The organism is Bradyrhizobium sp. B097, assembly GCF_038957035.1.
In the GTDB taxonomy this organism is placed as follows: domain Bacteria; phylum Pseudomonadota; class Alphaproteobacteria; order Rhizobiales; family Xanthobacteraceae; genus Bradyrhizobium.
The window spans coordinates 2,063,369-2,082,027 of sequence record NZ_CP152412.1 but is presented as its reverse complement, the minus strand read 5'-3'; the positions used below and the strand labels follow the sequence as shown (position 1 = coordinate 2,082,027).

General features: G+C 65.7%; 18 protein-coding genes. 7 read left to right on the top strand and 11 right to left on the bottom strand.

The features are described 5' to 3' along the window. The 3 genes from AAFG07_RS09600 to hemE all read left to right on the top strand — a co-directional run bounded on the left by AAFG07_RS09600 (position 1) and on the right by hemE (position 3,400). Positions 1-1,671: a pilus assembly protein TadG-related protein gene (locus tag AAFG07_RS09600; RefSeq protein WP_342727063.1), complete on the top strand. Its 1,671-nt coding sequence runs from the start codon at positions 1-3 to the stop codon at positions 1,669-1,671. Between the two features lie 43 nt (positions 1,672-1,714). Further along, on the top strand, positions 1,715-2,005 hold the full coding sequence (locus tag AAFG07_RS09595) for a hypothetical protein (protein WP_342727062.1): 291 nt from the start codon (positions 1,715-1,717) through the stop codon (positions 2,003-2,005). A 348-nt stretch (positions 2,006-2,353) separates the two neighbouring features. After that, positions 2,354-3,400, top strand: a complete 1,047-nt coding sequence (gene hemE, locus AAFG07_RS09590; RefSeq protein ID WP_342727061.1) for a uroporphyrinogen decarboxylase — start codon at positions 2,354-2,356, stop codon at positions 3,398-3,400. A 270-nt stretch (positions 3,401-3,670) separates the two neighbouring features. Here the strand turns inward: hemE and AAFG07_RS09585 are convergent, their stop codons facing one another. The 6 genes from AAFG07_RS09585 to AAFG07_RS09560 form a co-directional block, all read right to left on the bottom strand. After that, positions 3,671-5,302, bottom strand: a complete 1,632-nt coding sequence (locus AAFG07_RS09585) for a choline dehydrogenase (protein WP_342727060.1) — start codon at positions 5,300-5,302, stop codon at positions 3,671-3,673. Positions 5,303-5,479: 177 nt separating this feature from the next. Continuing rightward, positions 5,480-6,289, bottom strand: a complete 810-nt coding sequence (locus tag AAFG07_RS09580; RefSeq protein WP_342727058.1) for a GntR family transcriptional regulator — start codon at positions 6,287-6,289, stop codon at positions 5,480-5,482. 127 nt (positions 6,290-6,416) lie between these two features. Further along, entirely contained in the window at positions 6,417-6,746 is a 330-nt protein-coding gene (locus AAFG07_RS09575) for a 2Fe-2S iron-sulfur cluster-binding protein (protein WP_092124474.1), read from the bottom strand. A gap of 12 nt (positions 6,747-6,758) precedes the next feature. Further along, entirely contained in the window at positions 6,759-7,055 is a 297-nt protein-coding gene (locus AAFG07_RS09570; protein ID WP_342727057.1) for a ferredoxin, read from the bottom strand. Between the two features lie 3 nt (positions 7,056-7,058). Further along, entirely contained in the window at positions 7,059-7,403 is a 345-nt protein-coding gene (locus AAFG07_RS09565) for a 2Fe-2S iron-sulfur cluster-binding protein (protein ID WP_092124472.1), read from the bottom strand. 21 nt (positions 7,404-7,424) lie between these two features. Further along, positions 7,425-8,192, bottom strand: a complete 768-nt coding sequence (locus AAFG07_RS09560; protein ID WP_342727056.1) for an iron-containing redox enzyme family protein — start codon at positions 8,190-8,192, stop codon at positions 7,425-7,427. Positions 8,193-8,501: 309 nt separating this feature from the next. Here AAFG07_RS09560 and AAFG07_RS09555 point away from each other — a divergent pair, with 309 nt between their 5' ends. Genes AAFG07_RS09555 through AAFG07_RS09545 form a run of 3 tightly spaced genes read left to right on the top strand, consistent with a single transcriptional unit; the run spans position 8,502 to position 12,072 of the window. Further along, positions 8,502-10,043: a hypothetical protein gene (locus tag AAFG07_RS09555; protein ID WP_342727055.1), complete on the top strand. Its 1,542-nt coding sequence runs from the start codon at positions 8,502-8,504 to the stop codon at positions 10,041-10,043. Positions 10,044-10,053: 10 nt separating this feature from the next. Further along, positions 10,054-11,559: an aldehyde dehydrogenase family protein gene (locus AAFG07_RS09550; RefSeq protein WP_342727054.1), complete on the top strand. Its 1,506-nt coding sequence runs from the start codon at positions 10,054-10,056 to the stop codon at positions 11,557-11,559. Positions 11,560-11,598: 39 nt separating this feature from the next. Then, positions 11,599-12,072 (top strand): heme-binding protein, encoded by a 474-nt coding sequence (locus AAFG07_RS09545; protein WP_342727053.1) that lies wholly within the window; start codon positions 11,599-11,601, stop codon positions 12,070-12,072. Here the strand turns inward: AAFG07_RS09545 and AAFG07_RS09540 are convergent. Continuing rightward, complete coding sequence (locus tag AAFG07_RS09540; protein ID WP_342727052.1) at positions 12,062-12,343, bottom strand: VOC family protein; 282 nt, start codon at positions 12,341-12,343, stop codon at positions 12,062-12,064. The two genes, AAFG07_RS09545 and AAFG07_RS09540, sit on opposite strands and share 11 nt — an antisense overlap. A 285-nt stretch (positions 12,344-12,628) precedes the next feature. On the opposite strand from AAFG07_RS09540, the gene AAFG07_RS09535 reads away from it, so the two are divergent. Next, the gene (locus AAFG07_RS09535; RefSeq protein ID WP_342727051.1) at positions 12,629-14,590 is read left to right on the top strand and encodes an EAL domain-containing protein; all 1,962 of its coding nucleotides are present in this window, start codon (positions 12,629-12,631) and stop codon (positions 14,588-14,590) included. 18 nt (positions 14,591-14,608) lie between these two features. On the opposite strand, the gene AAFG07_RS09530 is transcribed toward AAFG07_RS09535, so the two are convergent. The 4 genes from AAFG07_RS09530 to AAFG07_RS09515 form a co-directional block, all read right to left on the bottom strand. Further along, a complete protein-coding gene (locus tag AAFG07_RS09530) occupies positions 14,609-15,589 on the bottom strand; it encodes a PDR/VanB family oxidoreductase (protein ID WP_342727050.1) in 981 nt (326 codons plus the stop codon). 12 nt (positions 15,590-15,601) lie between these two features. Next, positions 15,602-16,348: a GntR family transcriptional regulator gene (locus AAFG07_RS09525; RefSeq protein WP_342727049.1), complete on the bottom strand. Its 747-nt coding sequence runs from the start codon at positions 16,346-16,348 to the stop codon at positions 15,602-15,604. A gap of 9 nt (positions 16,349-16,357) precedes the next feature. Beyond that, entirely contained in the window at positions 16,358-17,407 is a 1,050-nt protein-coding gene (locus AAFG07_RS09520) for an aromatic ring-hydroxylating dioxygenase subunit alpha (RefSeq protein WP_342727048.1), read from the bottom strand. Between the two features lie 254 nt (positions 17,408-17,661). Continuing rightward, positions 17,662-18,621 (bottom strand): DUF2778 domain-containing protein, encoded by a 960-nt coding sequence (locus AAFG07_RS09515; protein ID WP_342727046.1) that lies wholly within the window; start codon positions 18,619-18,621, stop codon positions 17,662-17,664. Positions 18,622-18,659: the final 38 nt, after the last annotated feature.

The following is an 18,659-nucleotide window of genomic DNA, read 5'->3' as shown; positions in this document are numbered from 1 at the left end:
ATGAGGGGCATCCTCATGCTGATGCGGCGCTTCGGCGCCGACGAACGAGGAAACTTCGCGATGATCTCGGCCGGCCTGATGACGCTCCTGATCGGGTGCGCCGGGCTTGCCATCGATCTCGGCACGATCTTCGCCGACCGGCGCAAGACCCAGAGCACCGCCGACCTCGCCGCGATCGTCGCAGCCGCCAATCTGAGCAATCCGGTCAACGCCGCCTCCGCGACGGTGACGCAGAACAACTATCCGGCCAGCGCGCTGGTCAAGGTCGAGACCGGGACCTACACCGCAAGCAGCGCCATCGCGCCGCAGGCCCGCTTCGTGACCCCGGCGGTCGGCATTCCGAACGCCGCGCGCGTCACGTTGACAACCAAGACCCCGCTCTACTTCGCGCGCTATCTGACCGGCGCGAGCAGCTTCAACATCACGACGACCGCGACCGCGACGTCAACCGAAATGGCCTCGTTCGCGATCGGGTCGCGGCTGCTCTCCGTCAACGGCGGGGCGCTCAACGCGCTGCTCGGCTCCATGCTCGGCACCACGCTGTCGCTCTCGGTGATGGACTACAATTCGCTGATCAGCGCCAAGATCGATGCCCTCGACTTCCTGTCGGCGCTGGCAACCCGGGTCAACCTGACCGGCGTCACCTATAGCGACCTCCTGAGCAGCAACCTCAAGGTCGGCGATATCATGGCGGCCGCGCTGACCACACAGCAGATCACCAACGGCGCGGGCGCGGCGACGACCGCACTGTCGACGATCTCCCAGGCCGTCACCGGCTCCTCAACCAAGATTTCGCCGGGCACCCTGGTCGATCTCGGCCCCTTCGCCAACCTCACGGTGGGCCAGAAACCGAAGGTCGGCGCCAGCGTTTCGGTCTTCGACCTCATCAACACGGTGGCGCAGATCGCCAACGGCAACCATCAGATCGCAACCTCGATCAATCTCGGCCTGCCCGGCATCGCCAACGTATCCGTGATCGCAACGATCGGCGAGCGTCCGGTCGGCTCGAGCTGGATCGCGATGGGCACCCAGGGCGTCAGCGTCCACACCGCGCAGACGAGGATCCTGGCGACCATCAATGTGCTCGGCTCCGGCAGCGTTTCCGCGATCAACCTCCCGGTCTATGTCGAGGTCGCCTCGGGCACCGCGACGCTCAACGCGGTGTCCTGCGGCCATCCGAACATCAACACCTCGCAGGTCACGATCGGCGTGACGCCGGGAATCGTCGACGCCTGGATCGGCAACGTCACGGTTGCCGACATGACCAACTTCACGACCAAGCCCAATCCGCCGCCGGCGCTGCTGGTCAATCTTGGCCTCGTCACCGTCACCGGCCTCGCCCATGCCGGCATGGGCAACACCACGCCGACCAACGTCAATTTCAGCTACAGCGACATCCAGTCGGGCACGAAGAAGACGGTGACGACCACCAACTTCCTCACGTCGCTCACATCAACCCTGCTCGGCGACCTCTCGCTCACCATCAATGTCGGCCCGCTCGGGCTCCCGATCCCGGGACTGGGCGCGCTCGTCATGGGCATCCTCAACGCCGTGACGAGCCCGATCGATCAGGTGCTGGCGACGCTGCTCTCGACGCTCGGCATCGGGCTCGGCCAGGTCGACGTCTGGGTGCTGGGCGTTCGCTGCGACGGCGCGGTGCTGGTGAACTAGGGGACTGAGCGCGACGGGCATCACATCGGGGTAGGAGACTGGCGTGAGTACAACAATAAAAAGATACAAGACCGACAGCCAGCGAACCGTCCTGATGAAGCGCGGAACGATCTTCTTCCGCACCACCAGCGTCGGATGTCTTGTGCTCAACATCTCGACCGGCGGCGCGGGGCTGGCCGTGGAAAGCGACGTCGCAATTCCGTTCGCGTTCGATCTCGAGATCGAGAGCGAACCGATCCGGCGGCACTGCATTCTGGTCTGGCGGCTGGAGCGCCGGCTCGGCGTGACCTTCGAATTTGACCGGGTGCAGCGCCCCGAAAGCGGTCCGGTCTAGCCGGTCCAGCGCATCACGATACGGCGATTCCTGCCGCGACGATCGCGCCCCACACCGCGGGCGCGGTGCGCTTCGAACCACCGCTCCGCAGTGAGCCGTTCTCGCATGGCTGAACTCATTTCGCATCGTGGTTAGCGATCCCCGGGATATACCAGCTAATTGTCCGGATTGCCGTCGTGCCTCAACGGCGCCGGCTGCGTGGCACTGACCGGATCGGAGGCCGGGAAGGGATCCTCCAATCCGGCCTTGCAGCGCGCCCGCGCAAACCGGGGTTCCAGAACCGCCTTGGCCCATTGCGCCGCAGCGTGTATCAGGGGCCAAATTTTGACCTTGATCAGGAACTTTCGCGTGCCCCAGGATCCCACCACAAAGCCGCTCATCGACCTCCTGTCGGGCCACCGGCAAGCCGTGCCGCCGCTCTGGATGATGCGGCAGGCCGGCCGCTATCTGCCGGAATATCGCGAGCTGCGCGCCAAGGCTGGCGGCTTCCTCGATCTCTGCTTCACGCCCGAATTCGCCACCGAGATCACGCTGCAGCCGATCCGCCGGTTCAACTTCGACGCCGCGATCATCTTCTCCGACATCCTGGTGATCCCCTACGCGCTCGGCCGTTCGGTGCGCTTCGAGGCCGGCGAAGGGCCGCGGCTCGATCCGCTGGCAACGCCCGGCGAGATCGCGACGCTGGCCACCCAGGCCAATTTCGACAAGCTCGAGCCGGTCTTTGAAACTCTGCGCCGCGTCCGCCGCGAGCTTGCGCCGAACATTACGTTGATCGGCTTCTGCGGCGCGCCATGGACGGTCGCGACCTACATGGTGGCCGGACAGGGCACGCCGGACCAGGCGCCGGCGCGGATGCTCGCCTACCGCCATCCGGACGCCTTCGCCAAGATCATCGACGTCCTGGTCGAGAACTCGATCCACTATCTCGTCGGGCAGCTCAAGGCCGGCGCCGATTGCCTGCAGATCTTCGACACCTGGGCCGGCGTGCTGCCGCCACGCGAGTTCGCCCGCTGGTCGATCGAGCCGACCCGGCGCATCGTCGCCGGGGTGCGCAAGCAGGTCCCCGGTGCCAGGATCATCGGCTTTCCGCGCGGCGCGGCGGGCATGCTGCCGGCCTATGTCGAGCAAACCGGCGTCGATGCCGTCTCGATCGATTGGGCCGCCGAGCCGTCGATGATCCGCGAGCGCGTGCAGAGTCGCGTCGCCGTGCAGGGCAATCTCGATCCGCTGGCCCTGATCGCCGGCGGCGCCGCGCTCGACCGCGCGGTGGACGATGTGCTGGAGAACTTTGGCAAGGGGCGGCTGATCTTCAATCTCGGCCACGGCATCCTGCCGGAGACGCCGATCGCCCATGTCGAGCAGATGGTCGCACGGGTCCGCGCGTATAAGGGGTGAGGCCTGATAGCCCGGCCTATCGGCCCGTAGCCCACTCTATCACCGTCACCCTTGCGCGCGTCTCGAAGGGTCGACGGCCCGGCTCTCCCTCCTCCGTCGATGGACCGGCCCCGGATTACGCTTCGCTCCATCCGGGCCACGACACCGCCGTCTCACCGTCACCCTGAGGTGGCCGCTCCTTCAGCGGCCCTCGAAGGGTCGACGGCCCGTCTGTGGCCGTGCATCCTTCGAGGCTCGCTGCGCTCGCACCTCAGGATGACGGATCACGTCTTACCTTGCATCCTCCAGAATCATATCCGACGCCTTCTCCGCGATCATGATCGTCGGCGCGTTGGTATTGCCCGACATCAGGTCCGGCATGACCGACGCATCGACGACGCGCAGACCCTCGACACCGCGCACCTTGAGCCGCTGGTCGACGACCGCAAGCGCATCGCTGCCCATCCGGCAGGTCGAGGTCGGATGATAGACCGTGCTGCCGGTTCGGCGGCAGAAATCGAGCAAATCGTCGTCGCTCACCACCTTGGCGCCGGGATCGACTTCCCCGACCGAGTATGACTTCAGCGCCGGCGCCGCCAGGATCTTGCGCAGGATGCGGATGCCGTCGATGAAGGCGCGGCGATCGGTCTCAGTCGCCAGGTAGTTGATGCGGATCTCCGGCGGCACGCCCGGGTCCGCGCTCCGGATCTTCAAGGAGCCGCGGCTCTCCGGGCGCAGCTGGCAGACCGAAGCCGTGAAGCCCGAGAACGCATGCAGCTTCTCGCCCATCTTGTCGGTCGAGAACGGCAGAAAGTGGATCTGGATGTCCGGCGACGCCAGCCGCGGACTGGTCTTGAAGAACGCCCCCGACGTGCCGGCCGCGATGGTCAGTGGCCCCTTGCGCAACGCCGCGTAGCGCAGGCCGGCCATGACGCGGCGCACCGGATTGTTGATGACGTCGTTCAGCGTGACGCTCTGGGCGCAGCGCGTGACGATGCGCACCTGCATGTGATCCTGTAGGTCGTTGCCGACGCCGGGCGCATCGAGCAGAACCTCGATACCGTGCTGCTTCAACAGATCGGCGGGGCCGACGCCGGAGAGCTGCAGCAATTGCGGCGAGTTATACGCGCCGCTCGACACCAGAACTTCCTTGCGTGCCTTGGCCGTCCGCAACTGTCCGTTGTGCCTGTACGCGACGCCGCTCGCGCGCTTGCCGTCGAACAGGATGCGCTGCGCCAGCGCCGAGGTCTCGACATGCAGATTGCCGCGCGTCAGCGCCGGCCGCAGGTAGGACCGCGCCGTCGAGGCGCGCCGGCCGCGCCGCGTCGTGGTCTGGAAGAAGCCCGCGCCCTCCTGGGTCGCGCCGTTGAAATCCGGATTGGTCGGGATGCCGACCTCGGCCGCGGCATGCACGAAGGCTTCCGACAGCGGATCGTGGTGCCGCCAGTCCGACACCGGCAGCGGGCCGCCCGCGCCGTGATATTTGTCGCCGCCGCGCTGCTGATCCTCCGCCTTCCTGAAATAGGGCAGCACGTCGTCATAGCCCCAGCCGGCATTGCCGCGCTGCCGCCAGCGGTCATAGTCCTCTTGCTGGCCGCGCACATAGAGCAGCCCGTTGATCGAGCTGGAGCCGCCGAGCACTTTTCCACGCGGCTGGAAAACTTGGCGTCCGTTCAGGCCGGGCTCGGGCTCGGTCTGGTACATCCAGTTGACGGATTTTTCCTTGAACAGCTTGCCGTAGCCGAGCGGGACATGGATCCAGATGTTAGTGTCCTTCGGCCCGGCCTCGAGCAGCAGCACCGAGTGCCTGCCGTCGGCGCTCAGGCGGTTGGCGAGCACGCAGCCGGCCGAGCCGGCGCCGACGATCACGTAATCATACTCGGCGACATCGTTCGTCGATGCGCCATCCTTGTTGTTGTTCATTGGTTTCCCCCGGCCATGCGGCGCGGCCGGCAGAGTTGCGCCCCTGCCCAGCATTGGGAAGAGACGTAGCGAGCGTGGCAGATACGGTCAAGAAAGTTAGCCGGCGATCCGGAGCGGTACCACCGGACCTTTCACCGCAGGATCGGCGGCCACAAACCATCAATGCGACGGGCGCGTTCAGCTCTCTGCTTTTCGCCGCCGCGTACCGGCGCGCTGCTGGTTCCGGCGCGCCGGCTTGGTCGCCGTCTGATCCACGCGGGAGCCGGACGGCAGGCCGTATTTCGCCGACGCCGCCTCCAGCGAGGTCTCCTCATCGGGCACATGGAGGCTCGAGAGAAAATCCGCACCGGCGCGCATCACATGCTCGGCGGCAAGCGTGGCGGCGGCGCGCTCGTCGCCGGCGATGATGGCGCGCAGGATCGCGGCGTGCTCATCCCAGGTCCGCGCCTGGCGCACCGGATCGGTGGGCGAGAACAGCATCGCCGTGCGTTCGCGCAGCCGCTTCAGCAGATCGGCGAGCACGCGGTTGCGGCCGGCCTCCGCCAATTCATGATGGAATTGCTGGTTGAGATCCGACAACAGGTCGTAGCGCCGTCCCGCGACCGCCTCGTTGCCCTGCTTCAACACCGCCGCGATCCGCTTGATGATGCTCTCTTCGCGGCGCCGCGCAGCCAGGCGCGCGTTTTGTCCCTCGAGCAGCGCGCGGACTTCGACCGTCTCGCGCGCTTCCTCATCGCTCATCGTGATGACCGAGGCACCGCGCCGCGCGGTCACCTCGACGAGCCCCTCCGACTCCAGCACGCGGATCGCTTCGCGCACCGGATTGCGGGAAACACCGAGCTCATCGGCGAGGCGGCCCTCGACGAGCCGCTCGCCGGGCTTCAGCCGCCGGCTCAGGATCGCCTGCCGCAGCTCCTCGATCACCCTGCCGTGGAGGGAGAGGTAGTCGTCGCCGAGACGTTTGGAGCTTCCGAGCTTGCCTGCCATGAACCGACCTGTCCGGCCGCGCTTCGCTCAATGCATGGACACCGGAGGTCCAACGAGCTGCCAGAGTCCTGGCCGAATGACCGCTGTTGCGTATTTAGACCGCCGGCTGCATGCCATCAAGCCGCGCTCATTCGCCGTCAACAGCTACAGGTCGAGCCGCCGGCACCGCGGCTTTCGGCACCCACGACACGCTCACGCTGCCGGTGAGAAAGGTCTGGCACGCCATCCGATAGCCGGCGGCGAACTGCGCGTCGGTGAGGTGCTTTCGCTCCTTCGGCTTGATCGCATCGGTGTTCTCGATGCCCTTCTCGATCAGGCATTTGCAGGTTCCGCACAGGCCGCCGCCGCACTTGAACGGAATGCCGCCCTGCTCGCGCAGCGAGACGCGCAGCAGATTGCTGTTCTCCGCGGCAGTGACGGTTTTCCCGCCATTGGTCAGAAACGTGACTTCGATCATCCCGCCATCCGCTCAGCGCTTGCGCAGCTTGGTGTCCATGTGACCGAATGTGATGAGGTGCTCGAGTTCGTGCAGCGCCCGCTCGGGCGTCTCGAACTTCTCGAGGAATTTCGAGGGCACCTCGTTCACGATCGGCGGCGACCAGGCCTCGTCGATCACCCTGACCTTGGTCTCCTCGAGCAGCTCGGCGATCACGAACGTCGCCTTCCTGATGCCGTAGAACAGGTAGTCGTAGGCCGCGAGCGGCCGCAGGCCGTCAGCGATCTCGGTGCGAAACTGCCCCGGCTTGCTCGTCAGTATCACGTACATCGGTCACGTCCTCCCAACCGCGGCGCCGGCCGGCGCGACGACGTCGACCAGCGGGGCTGCCTCCTGCGACAGTTCAACGTCATGCGTGAGCCAGAGCTGGCAGGCGAGGCGATATCCCTGCTCGATCCTGGCACCGAGGCGCTTCTTTTCCTTCCAGTTCGGCTCCGGCAAGTGCTCGCCGCCCTTGATGATGAGCGACGCGCACTTCCCGCACTTCCCCATCCCGCAGCCGTAAAGGAAGTTGGGATAGGGAAACTGGCGGATGCCGGCGCGGACCACCAGATTGGTGTTCTCCTTGACCTCGCCGACAAAGGTCTCGCCGTTGCGGTGAAAGATGACGTTGGGCATCGCGCCGCTGCTCCCCGCGACTCAGGCCTGCAACAGCACGCGTTCTTTAGCGGACACACCGCTGGCCAGATCGAGCTCCGCCAGCGGAATGTCGTTTGCGACATAGTCGTGGTACAGCGCGGTGGTATAGAGCAGCCGCATCTGTGCGCCGATCTCGCAGATCTTGAGGCAACGCTGCTGCAGCTCGACCGTATTGGCATGCTCGAGCACGATCTGGTAGCCGCGCTCGCCGTGAATCTCGTCCGACACGATGTGAAGGTCGAAGAACTCGACTTCCTCGTCGGTGAATTTGTACTTCTCGCGCAGGGTCGGCGTCTGCTTGCGATAGATCGAGGGGACCTGCGACTCCAGACCGACCACGAGGCCGGCCACTGCGACGATCGGATCCTCGCGCATCGCGACCGCATAACACCAGCTCTGCAGCCCGCGCGTCGTCGGCGTCATGTTGTCGGGGTTCTTGATGCGCGCCGCGGTCGTGCCGCAGGCCTCCGCGAAGCGGATCAGCAGATCGGTGTGACGGTCGCCCCCGATCTCTTCCTCATACATATTGGCGAGCAGGAAGTCCTTGGCTTCCTGGTACTGCTCCGGCATCCGCGCATAGATGTAGCCGAGGTAGTCGGCGAACGGACCGACATAGTGGTAGTGGTTCTCGGCCCAGCGCGCGAGATGCGCGCGGCTGAGCTTGCCGCTCGCCCAGGCGACGCTGAACGGAGCCTTGTTGGCGCTCTTTCCCTTGATGGCATTTTCGAGGGCCGCTCGAAATTCCACGTGATCCATCAGCTTTTGCATCGTGGCGCTCCTGTGCCGTGAAGAAATCGCCGCCCGGCAACGGACCATCGGTCCGTTTCGGTCGGCTATTTCGGTATACTGTATACTATCTTTGCGCCTGTCAACATCGAAGGCCGGGTTCCCCGCCATCCCTCCCACCCGACACCGACCGCATTGAATCGCCGCTATTTTGTGCTTCCGTTGCACAAAAATGCGGTCGGAGACGCTCCCATCCTTCTTCGACGCATGGATCGCCAGCTCGCAATTTGCGCTTGCCATTGCGGAATACAGTATACATTATTCGCCGCATTAGAGGGGAAAGCAACAACCATGCAGCACGCTCCGATCGTTGCCGCGCACTGGGTCTATTTGCTCGGCGTCGCCGTCATCGTTCTCACCATGATCTGGCGCGCCAACGTCGTGGTGCCGTCGGTGGTCGCGACACTCCTGGTCGCGCTGGCCTGGACGCACAGCCCGGTCGCAGCGCTCGCCAGCGTCTTCAACGCGAGCTTCACCGCCGCCAAGGAGCTGTTCAACATCTTCCTGGTGATCGCGCTGATGACGGCGCTGCTGAACGCGCTCAAGGTGCTGCGCTCGGACATTCGCATGGTCGAACCGTTCCGCGCCATCATGAAAAGCGGACACACCGCCTACTTCGTGCTTGCCGCCATCACCTATGTGATCTCGCTGTTCTTCTGGCCGACACCGGCAGTGCCGCTGGTCTCCGCGGTGCTGCTGCCCGCGGCGATTGCGGCCGGCCTGTCGCCGCTCGGCGGTGCCATTGCGATCGCGATCGCCGGACAGGGCATGGCGCTGTCGTCGGACTATGTGATCGGCGTTGCGCCCGGGATCAGCGCCAAGGCGGCCGGCGCCGCGGTCAGCGCCGCCACCGTCGCGGACCGCGCGCTGGTGCTGTCCCTCATCACCGGCGGCATCGCGTTGACGCTCGCCTATCTTTCGATCCGCAAGTCGATCACCAAGCCCGACGAGCGGCTGCTGGAGCGCTGGCAGGCGCAGTCGAGCAATGGCGAATTGGCACGGCTGGAGCAGGAAGGCAGCTTCGACAAGGCGGAGATCGCACGCGGCACCGCCGACGGCCAGCGGCCGCTCGCGACCCAGGCGCAGATCGACAAGGAGCTCGCCGGAGTACCGACGCGCCGCGAAGGCTGGTCGAAATTCTTTGCGGTTGCGACCCCGCTCGCCTTTCTCTGCGTCATCGCGGTGATGGTGCTGGCCAAGCTCGGCGTCGGCCACGACCTCAAGGGCGGCGACGCTGCCGCACTGGTCGGCGGCGTCGCCGCGATCCTGATGATCTGCGCATCCTTCATCACCGATGATTTGCGCAAATTCCTCGACACCAGCGCCGACCATGTCACCGAAGGCTTCGTCTTCGCATTCAAGGCGATGGGCTCCGTGCTGCCGATCGCGGGCTTCTTCTTTCTCGGCGCCGAGCCGAGCCTGTCTGCCCCGATCCTCGGGGTACCCGCGGCCCAGGCGCCGAGCCTCCTGTTCGAACTGATCCAGACCGCGCAGGCCTGGATCCCCGGCAACGAGATTTTCGTCGCCTTCGGCATCCTGATATCAGGCATGATCACCGGCATCGACGGCTCGGGCTTTGCCGGCTTGCCGCTGACCGGCTCACTGTCGGGCGCGCTGGCACCGTCGGTCGGAATGGAGCCGGCGACGCTCGCCGCGATCGGCCAGATGGGCGCGGTGTGGACCGGCGGCGGCACGCTGGTGGCCTGGTCGTCGCTGATCGCAGTGGCCGGCTTCGCGCGCGTCCCCGTCTTCCAGATCGTGCGGACGGCGATGGTCCCCGTATTGACCGGGCTCGCGGTGTCGACCGTCTGCGCGGTGCTGATCTGGCATTGAGGAGAGTCCTGTGACGATAGCTGAAACGACGATACGCCACGCGCCCCCTTCCACGGAGGGCAGCGCAGGGATCGAGGAATTTCCGAACCTGATCGCCGGCGAGCGGACCGCAAGCGCCTCCGGCAGACTGTTCGTGAACGTCAATCCCGCCGACACCAGCGACCTGGTCGGACGCTTCCAGGAATCGACCGCCGCCGATGCGCAAGCGGCCGTCGATGCCGCGGCCGCCGCGTTCGAAGGCTGGCGGCGGACGCCGATCTCCAAACGCGCCGCCATCCTGAACCGGGCCGCGGATCGTCTCGAGGCCCGCGCCGATCACATCGCCCGGGAGATGACGCGGGAAATGGGCAAATCGCTCGGCCTCGCGCGCGACGAAGTGCTGCGCTCGGCGCAGACCCTGCGGTTCTATGCCGTCGAGGGACAGTCGCTCACCGGCGAGGTGTTTCCGAACGACGATGCAGACATGACGGTCTATACGTTGCGCGAGCCGCTCGGCATCGTGTCGGTGATCACGCCCTGGAATTTTCCGATCTCCATCCCGGCGCGCAAGATCGCGCCGGCCCTCATCACCGGCAATACGGTGGTGTTCAAACCATCGTCCGATGCGCCGCTCAGCGGCTATCGTCTGGCGGAGGCGCTGATTGCGGCGGGCCTGCCGAATGGCGCGCTCAACTTCATCACCGGCAAGGCCGGCGAGATCGGGCCTGCGATCACCGAGCCGCCGGTCATTCGGGCGATTTCCTTCACCGGGTCGACATCCGCCGGCGAACAGATTTGCCGCGCGGTCAGCTTCACGACCCGCACGCAGATGGAGCTCGGCGGCAAGAACCCGCTGATCGTCATGGACGACGCCGACCTCGATCTGGCGGTCGATTTGACCGTCAAAGGCGGCCTCTCGCTGGCCGGCCAGGCCTGCACCGGCACCAGCCGCGTCCTGGTCATGAAGCAGGTGCGCGCCGAGTTCACCGCACGGCTCCTCGCCAAGGTGAAGGCGATCAAGATCGGCAGCGGCCTCACAGGCGGGATGGAGATGGGGCCGCTGGCCACGGCGAGGCAGCTCGAAACCGTGCTGCGCTACGTCGCGATCGGGAAAAAGGAAGCGACGCACCTCTATGGCGGCGACCGGCTCACCGGTGCCGCCTATGACGGCGGATACTTCGTCTCACCCGCGATCTTCAGCGATGTGACCCAGGACATGACGATCGCACGCGAGGAAATCTTCGGCCCGGTCATCGCGATCATCGAGGTCGATAGCTATGCCGACGCGATCGCCAAGGCCAATGCCAGCGAGTACGGCCTGTCGGCCGCGATCGTGACGCGCAGCCCGCGCGCGATGCACGATTTCGCCAATGACATCCAGTCCGGAACGGTGAAGATCAACCGCACCACCACCGGAAATTTGATCAACGCGCCGTTCGGCGGATTGAAGCGGTCGAGCACGTCGACCTTCCGCGAGTCCGGCCGCACCGGCCTCGAATTCTACACCCAGATCAAGACGGTCTACCGCGGCACCTGAGCCGCGGTCGAAGGCCCACTCCAATCCCGGACCAAAGCGATGAGACAGACTTTCAAACTCGAACTTGCCGAAGCCCGCCACATGATCGCGGCCGCGATCCGCAAATCCGCCGAGATCGGCGTTGCGGAGACGGTCTGCGTGACCGATGACGGCGGCTATCCGCTGGCGCTGGAGCGGATGGATGGCGCGCGGATCACCGGTCCCCAGATCGCCTGGAACAAGGCGTTCACGGCGGCCGGACACAAGCGCTCCACCCATTTGTTCAACCAGCCGCCGAATGGACCTGCCCTGCCCGGCAACGAGGCCTTCGGCATCCAGTGGAGTTTCGACGGAAAATTCGCCGTGTTCGTCGGCGGCTTTCCGATCGTCGTCGACGACGAGGTTGTCGGCGGCATCGGGTTGAGCGGCGGCAACGGCGAGCAGGACACCCAATGCGGCGTCGCAGCCCTGCAGGCGTTGCAAGAGCTGCTGCGCGGCCATCGTGTGCTGGTCGCGGCCGACATCAAGAAGTGACTGATGTCGCCGGGAACGACTGATGTCTCGCACCGAGACCTTCGAGCAGTTGCCCGGCGAGCATATTGAGCTCGTCGGCGCTGCCTGCGGCCCTGATGCGGCACCTCGGCCCGGGCGGCGCGGCAGCAACGCCCTCCTCCGCGGTCAGGATCAGCCCGATCACGTTCTCGTAGAACCTCCGGCTTGCCGCGAGATCACGGACATCAAGGACGACGTGGCTGGCCCGCGTGATCCGAAACCCGGGATCATGGTTCGTGATCGGGAGGCTCATGCGCACCTTCTGGTTCTTGCCGGTCGCGGGAACTCAAGTCATTGCGAAAAACCGGCGGAGGATCAAGCCGCGCGGGGGCAAGCTTGGCCGGTCCGTGACACCCGTCACGGCCCGCCGCGACACCCGTCACGCATTTGTATCGATTTGTTAGCAATGCCTGCCGGTGGAACCAAAACGTGAGCCCGCCGTGGCACGGTCCGTTCCAATAGTTCATAGTTTGTCAAAGGTTTGCAGAGAATTCTTCGCCATTGCGCCATGGCCAAACCGCGCAGGCAACGTAGTGAGATGCGTATCGATCTCAGATCATATTTCGCGACCCTGTTCGCGGGTGACCTCGCGGCCTTCGGCGCACCACCGACGGACGAAGCGCTTGCCGGCCACATCCGCGCCGAGCAGGTTTCGCTCGTGCTCGGCTATTCCTTCGGCATCATGCTAGCCAACGCCTGCAACGCGCTGGTGCTCGCGGTTGCGCTGTGGCAATCGCCGGATTGGGCGTTCGCGCTGGTGTGGGCCGCCGCGGTGAGCAGCGCGGCGCTGTTCTTCGGCATGCAGGTGCGCGCATCGCGCCGCATCGCCAAGCCGCAATTCGTGTCGCGCCGGACCATGTACCGGCTGGTGCGCAATGCGCTGGCGCTCGGCGCGGCCTGGGGCGTCGTCCCGGTCGCATTCTTCGCGAACGCATCGAGCGGCGCCCAGTTGGTGATCACCTGTCTTTGCGCCGGCATGCTGGCCGGCGGCGCCTTCGCCTTCTCCACCATCCCGATCGCCGCCATTGCCTTCACCGGGCCGATCTTCGTCGGCACGGCGATCTGCCTCGGCAGGGACGGCGACTTCATCTATCTGCTGATGGCCGTGCTCGTCCTGGTCTACGGCTCCGTGCTGCTGCGCGGCGTGTTCCTCAACGCATTCGAATTCAGGCGTCGCATCATCGCCCAGCACGAGGCCGAACGGACGGTGCGGCAGGATCCGTTGACGCATCTGCCGAACCGCGTCGCCTTCAACGAGGCGCTCAATGCTGCGCTGAGCCGGCTGGAGCGCTCGGGCGAGGAATTCGCGGTGCTGCTGCTCGATCTCGATCGCCTCAAGGAGATCAACGACAGGTTCGGCCATCCGGCGGGCGACGAACTCCTGGTGCAGCTTGCGGCGAGGTTGCAGCGCTGCACACGCGCGGCCGAGCATGTCGCGCGGATCGGCGGTGACGAATTCGCGCTGATCATGTCCAATCTGACGCGGCCGGAGGACGCGCTCGCGATTGCCGAGCGGTTCGTTGCGGCGTTCGCCGATCCGTTCCCGATCGACGGGTTCGAGATCACCAGCGCGATCAGCATCGGCATCGTGCTCGCGCCGCGGGACGGCAACACGTCCCACGATCTGCTCAAGCATGTCGACATCGCGCTCTACCGGGCGAAGAAATCCGGCCCCGGCACCATCTGCTTCTTCGAGGCCAGCGACGACCAATCGGCGCGCGACCGCCGCGCGCTGCAGCGCGATTTGGAACAGGCCATCGAGGCCGACCAGCTGTTTCTGGTCTACCAGCCGTTCCTCGACATCCGCGAAGGCCGCGTTACCGGCTTCGAGGCGCTGCTGCGCTGGCAGCATCCGACGCGTGGTCTGATCCCGCCCAGCGTCTTCATTCCGATCGCCGAGGAGAGCGGACTGATCCACCAGCTCGGCGAGTGGGTGATCCGTCGCGCCTGCGCGATGCTGTCGCGCTGGCCTGACGACATCAGGATCGCGGTGAATTTCTCCGCGGTCCAGTTCCAGAACGTCGGCATCCTGCAGACCATCGTCGAGGCGCTTGCCGAGGCGAACGTCGCGCCGAACCGGTTGGAGATCGAAATCACCGAATCGATGCTGATCTCGAAATACGGATCGGCGCCGGCGATCCTGAACGGGCTGCTCGAGCTCGGCCTGACGGTCGCGCTCGACGATTTCGGCACCGGGTTCTCGTCGCTGACCTATCTGCGCAAACTGCCGTTCAGCCGCATCAAGATCGATCAATCCTTCATCCGGGACATGCTGACCCAGCCGGATTGCGCCGCAATCGTCAAATCGGTGATTAGCCTCGCGCAGGACCTGCAGATCGGCGTCGTGGCCGAAGGCGTCGAGACCGCGGATCAGCTCGAATATCTGCGCCAGACCAGTTGCGACGAGGTGCAGGGCTATCTGATCGGCCGGCCGATGTCGGGCAGCGATATCTCCGCGCTGCTCGATCGCAATCCGCAGCGCTCGGAGCACGCGGCGTAGCGCCGATCGGGCGCCCCTTCAGAGCGCGTCGGCGCGATGCAAGGTGTCCACCGTGATGGTGCCGCGGACACGCGAGACGCACGTGCAGATCTTGCGGCTCTCCTGCTTCTGGTGATCGCTGAAGAAGACGTCGCGATGGTCGATTTCGCCGTCGACATCGACCACGTCTATCGCACAGACGCCGCATTCGCCGCGCCGGCAGTCGCTCATCACCTCATGGCCGGCTTCGTTGAGCACGTCCAGCATCGAGCGGTCGCGCGGGATCACGAACTCGGTCCCCTCACCTCTGAGCCGCACGCGGAACGCCTCGGTCGGCAGCAGCCCGCTCGATCCAAAGGTCTCGTAGCGCAGATCGGTCATCGCTCGGCCGGACGCTTCCCAGGCACGCCGCGCCGCATCCAGCATCCGCATCGGGCCGCAGAACAACGTCATCGTATCCTGCGGCAAGCCTGCGAAGACGCCGTCGAGGTCGAGCCGCCCGCCTTCGTCGCCGGCATGGACGATGAGGCGGTCGCCGAGCAGACGCTCGAGTGTATCGAGGTAGGCCGCGTCGCCGCGCGTGCGCACCGCATAGTGCAAGGTCACCGCGGCATCGCGGCGGGCCAGCACCTGCGCCGCGCCGACGATCGGCGTGATGCCGACACCACCCGCGATCAGGCAGAAATGCCGCCGCGTCCAGTCGAGCTGCACCAGCGAGGCGGGCTGCGTGATGGCGAGCCGCGCCCCCGGCGCGAGCGACCACATGTAGCGCGAGCCGCCGCGGGAATCCGCTGCGTGCCGCACCGCGATTCGAAAACCTTGCGGATCGACTTCGCCGACCAGCGAATAGGACCGGGTCTGCGGCTGGCCCTCGATGGTGACGCCGACGTCGATGTGGCTGCCGACGGGATAGGGCGCGGCGGTGAAATTATCCGGCCGCAGCAGGAATTCGCAGATGCCGGGCGTGAGGTCGCGCGTCGCAAGCAGCGTGGCGGAGGTCCAGGTTTCAATGAATCGCATCGCGCGCTCCGTTCAGCCGGCCGTGACCAGCGCCAATGCCGGCAGCAGATCAAGGTGCGTGCGGTTGCGCAGCGCCAGCCGCAGATTGCGTGCCGCCAGCCGGGCATGCTCGCGCATGATCGCTTCGGCGCGCGCGCCCTCGCGATTCTCGATGGCGTCGACCACCACGCGATGATGGTCCTGCGCGATCAGCAGGATCTGGCGCGCCTCGGGCAAGGCCGATTGCGCCATCACGAAGCCGCTCGGCGAGGCGAATGGCAGCGCCGAGGCGCGGTCGATCTGCCGGATCAGTGGCGGGCTGCGCGACAGCTCGGTCAGCAGTGCGTGGAAGCGTGCATTGAGCGCGACATAGGACGAAAAGGCTTCAACCGAGATCGAATCCTGCCGCACCAGGCCGTCGATCTCGTTGAGGCATTCCTTCAGCGGCTCGAGATCGCGCGACGAGACGCCGCGCTCGGCGGCAAAGCGCGCGGCAAGGCCCTCCAGCGTGCCGCGCAGCTCGATCGAATCGAGAATGTCGCGTTCGGAGAACGCCTTGACCATGAATCCGCCGGACGGGATCGCCTCCAGCAGGCCTTCCTCCTCCAGCCGGACCAGCGCCATCCGCACCGGCGTGCGCGACACCCCGGTGATCTCGACCGCCTGCAGTTCCGAGATGCGCTCGCCCGGCCGCAGCCGGCCGGAGAGAACCAGGTCGCGCAGCGCGAGCTGCGCCCGCACGGTGTGCGACACTGAGCGATCGGCTTCGCGTTCCGCCATGGTTTGCTCCTACTCGGCGGCCTGCAACTGCTGTGGCGGATTTTCCTTCGCCACCATGCGGTCGATGACGCGGCGCGCCCACATCGCACCTGCATCGATGTTGAGATTGTAGAACACGCGGTCCGGATTTTCGTCCATCGCGCGCTGTTGCGCTTCCAGGATGATCTCGTCCTCGTGGAAGATGCCGGCGACGCCGTCGCGGATTTCACTGGTCAGGCGCTGCTCGGTGATGCGGTGGTTGCGGACGAAGGCCCAGAAGTAGTGGCAGGTCTTCTCGGTCTCCGGCGTGATGGTGTTGAGCACATAGCCGTTGACGCCCTGTGAGCGATCGCCCTCCGGCGCGCCGGATCCGGCCGGCGCGACACCGACGTCGATGTTGACGGTGCACGGCGCTTCGAAGCGGATGATCTGCCAGCGATCGACCGGGCCCGGCTTCTGCAACTGCTTGGCCCAGAACGGCGGCGCCTCGATGCCCCTCATCCAGCGCGTGACGGTCACGGTCTTCTCGCCATGGGTGACGTCGAACGGCGCTTCGGCGACCGCATCATTGCCGATGCTCGAGCCGTGCACGAAGGTCTCGTGGGTCAGGTCCATCAGATTGTCGACGACGAGGCGGTAGTCGCATTTGACGTGAATGGTCTTGCCGTCGCCGGCCCAGGCCGGATCGTGATTCCAGTGCATGTCGGGCACCAGCGCGGGATCGGCCAGCGCGGGATCGCCCATCCAGAGCCAGATGAAGCGATGGCGCTCGACGACGGGATAGGCACGCACGCAGGCCGATGGATTGATCGTCTCCTGCGAGGGCATGAAGGTGCAGCGGCCCTGCGCATTGTATTTCAGGCCGTGATAGCCGCAGACCACGGTATCGCCGTCGAGCCGGCCCTTGGAGAGCGGCACGAGGCGATGCCAGCAGGCATCCTCGAGCGCTACGACCTCGCCGTCGCCCTTCCGGTACATCACGACATGCCTGCCGCAGATCGTCCGCGGCAGCAGCGCGTGCTTGATCTCGGCATCCCAACCGGCCGCGTACCACGCGTTCATTGGAAAGGGTTTTGGCATCGGTCGCCCTCTTAGGGTCTTTTCGGATACCTGATGTATACATCAATCCAATATTTTAGCAAGTCGGAGTAACTAAATACCTATATCATACATTCCAGTATACAACCTTGCGATATTAATCAGCGGCGGGAGCAGTGCCGGGGCATTCCGCTGCGCCAACAGCTCATCGTCCGGCGCTTGCCGCGCTGGAGGCGAGGTGACTCACAGAGGATTTGAGGGGGTTCGATGAACAACCGGCCGTGCCGGCGTGCGGCTTACGAGTTCGACGCCGCGCGGGTCGAGGCCGACTTGACGTCCTTGATGCTGACCACGACGGCGATGCGCTTGATCGAGCCGCTGCGATAGGCCTGCAGGAATTTGTCGTAGTGCTTGACCGAGATGCAGCCGTTGGAGTCGCCGTTCGGCCCGAGCATGTAGCTGTGCACGAGCAGGCCGACACGCCCGAACGTATCGCTGCCATCGACCGGGGTCATGCGCAGCGCGGGCACGCCGTGGAACAGCTTCTCGCGCGGCTTCATCTCGTAGACGCCGGGCGGCGTCGCACCGGCGTTGCGGGCGGTCACATGCGACGGATCGTCGAGCAGATTGCCGAGCCCCGAATGCGCTTCGAACTTCGTGCCGTCGGGCATGTACACGATGCGGCCGGTGATGTCGTAGACCGCCGTGGTGCTGTCATAACCGAGCGCACCGAGATCGAGGCTCGGGCCGGACAACAAGCCATCATTCGGATCGATCGAGGCCAGTTGCAGCTTGCCCGGCATCATGTCGGCGATCTTCTGCAGGAACGTCCGGTTGTCGCCCTGCTGCACCGGCGCCTGCGGCGGCAGCGGCTGATCGTTGCGCGCGAGCAGATTGGCCTCGACCGGCCGCGATCGCGGCATCGGCACGGCGGATGCCGCGGTCGTGGTCGTGGCCGCGACCGATGCCGTCGCCGGCTGGCTGGTCGGCAGCTCGGTCTGGGTGTCACGCAGCTGGCCGGCCAGCGCGTCCTCGATCTGACCGAACTCGGAATTGAAATCGCCGCGGCTCGAACGGAACCCGCGGCGCAGGGGATAATAGAGTGAGGCCGTGTTGATCGTGGAGCGAGAGCCGAAGCGATCGTCGAAATTCAGCGAGGCGGTGGTGTTGGCGAATGCCGGTCCATGCAGCCATGCGGTAGGGTCGATGCCGACCATCCAGGCGGCAAGGCCAGACGACAGGACGAGCGCGCTCACGGCGAACGCCGTGCTGCCCACCAGAGACACGCCGCGGT

Excerpts from the sequence above, each read along its gene's own strand:
- AAFG07_RS09600 (WP_342727063.1), top strand. The coding sequence starts at position 1 with ATGAGGGGCATCCTCATGCTGATGCGGCGCTTCGGCGCCGACGAACGA.
- AAFG07_RS09560 (WP_342727056.1), bottom strand. The coding sequence starts at position 8,192 with ATGCAAAAGCTGATGGATCACGTGGAATTTCGAGCGGCCCTCGAAAAT.
- AAFG07_RS09565 (WP_092124472.1), bottom strand. The coding sequence starts at position 7,403 with ATGCCCAACGTCATCTTTCACCGCAACGGCGAGACCTTTGTCGGCGAG.
- AAFG07_RS09585 (WP_342727060.1), bottom strand. The coding sequence starts at position 5,302 with ATGAACAACAACAAGGATGGCGCATCGACGAACGATGTCGCCGAGTAT.
- AAFG07_RS09525 (WP_342727049.1), bottom strand. The coding sequence starts at position 16,348 with ATGGCGGAACGCGAAGCCGATCGCTCAGTGTCGCACACCGTGCGGGCG.
- AAFG07_RS09530 (WP_342727050.1), bottom strand. The coding sequence starts at position 15,589 with ATGCGATTCATTGAAACCTGGACCTCCGCCACGCTGCTTGCGACGCGC.
- AAFG07_RS09555 (WP_342727055.1), top strand. The coding sequence starts at position 8,502 with ATGCAGCACGCTCCGATCGTTGCCGCGCACTGGGTCTATTTGCTCGGC.
- AAFG07_RS09575 (WP_092124474.1), bottom strand. The coding sequence starts at position 6,746 with ATGATCGAAGTCACGTTTCTGACCAATGGCGGGAAAACCGTCACTGCC.
- AAFG07_RS09540 (WP_342727052.1), bottom strand. The coding sequence starts at position 12,343 with ATGAGCCTCCCGATCACGAACCATGATCCCGGGTTTCGGATCACGCGG.
- AAFG07_RS09535 (WP_342727051.1), top strand. The coding sequence starts at position 12,629 with ATGCGTATCGATCTCAGATCATATTTCGCGACCCTGTTCGCGGGTGAC.
- AAFG07_RS09570 (WP_342727057.1), bottom strand. The coding sequence starts at position 7,055 with ATGTACGTGATACTGACGAGCAAGCCGGGGCAGTTTCGCACCGAGATC.
- AAFG07_RS09580 (WP_342727058.1), bottom strand. The coding sequence starts at position 6,289 with ATGGCAGGCAAGCTCGGAAGCTCCAAACGTCTCGGCGACGACTACCTC.
- AAFG07_RS09545 (WP_342727053.1), top strand. The coding sequence starts at position 11,599 with ATGAGACAGACTTTCAAACTCGAACTTGCCGAAGCCCGCCACATGATC.
- AAFG07_RS09520 (WP_342727048.1), bottom strand. The coding sequence starts at position 17,407 with ATGCCAAAACCCTTTCCAATGAACGCGTGGTACGCGGCCGGTTGGGAT.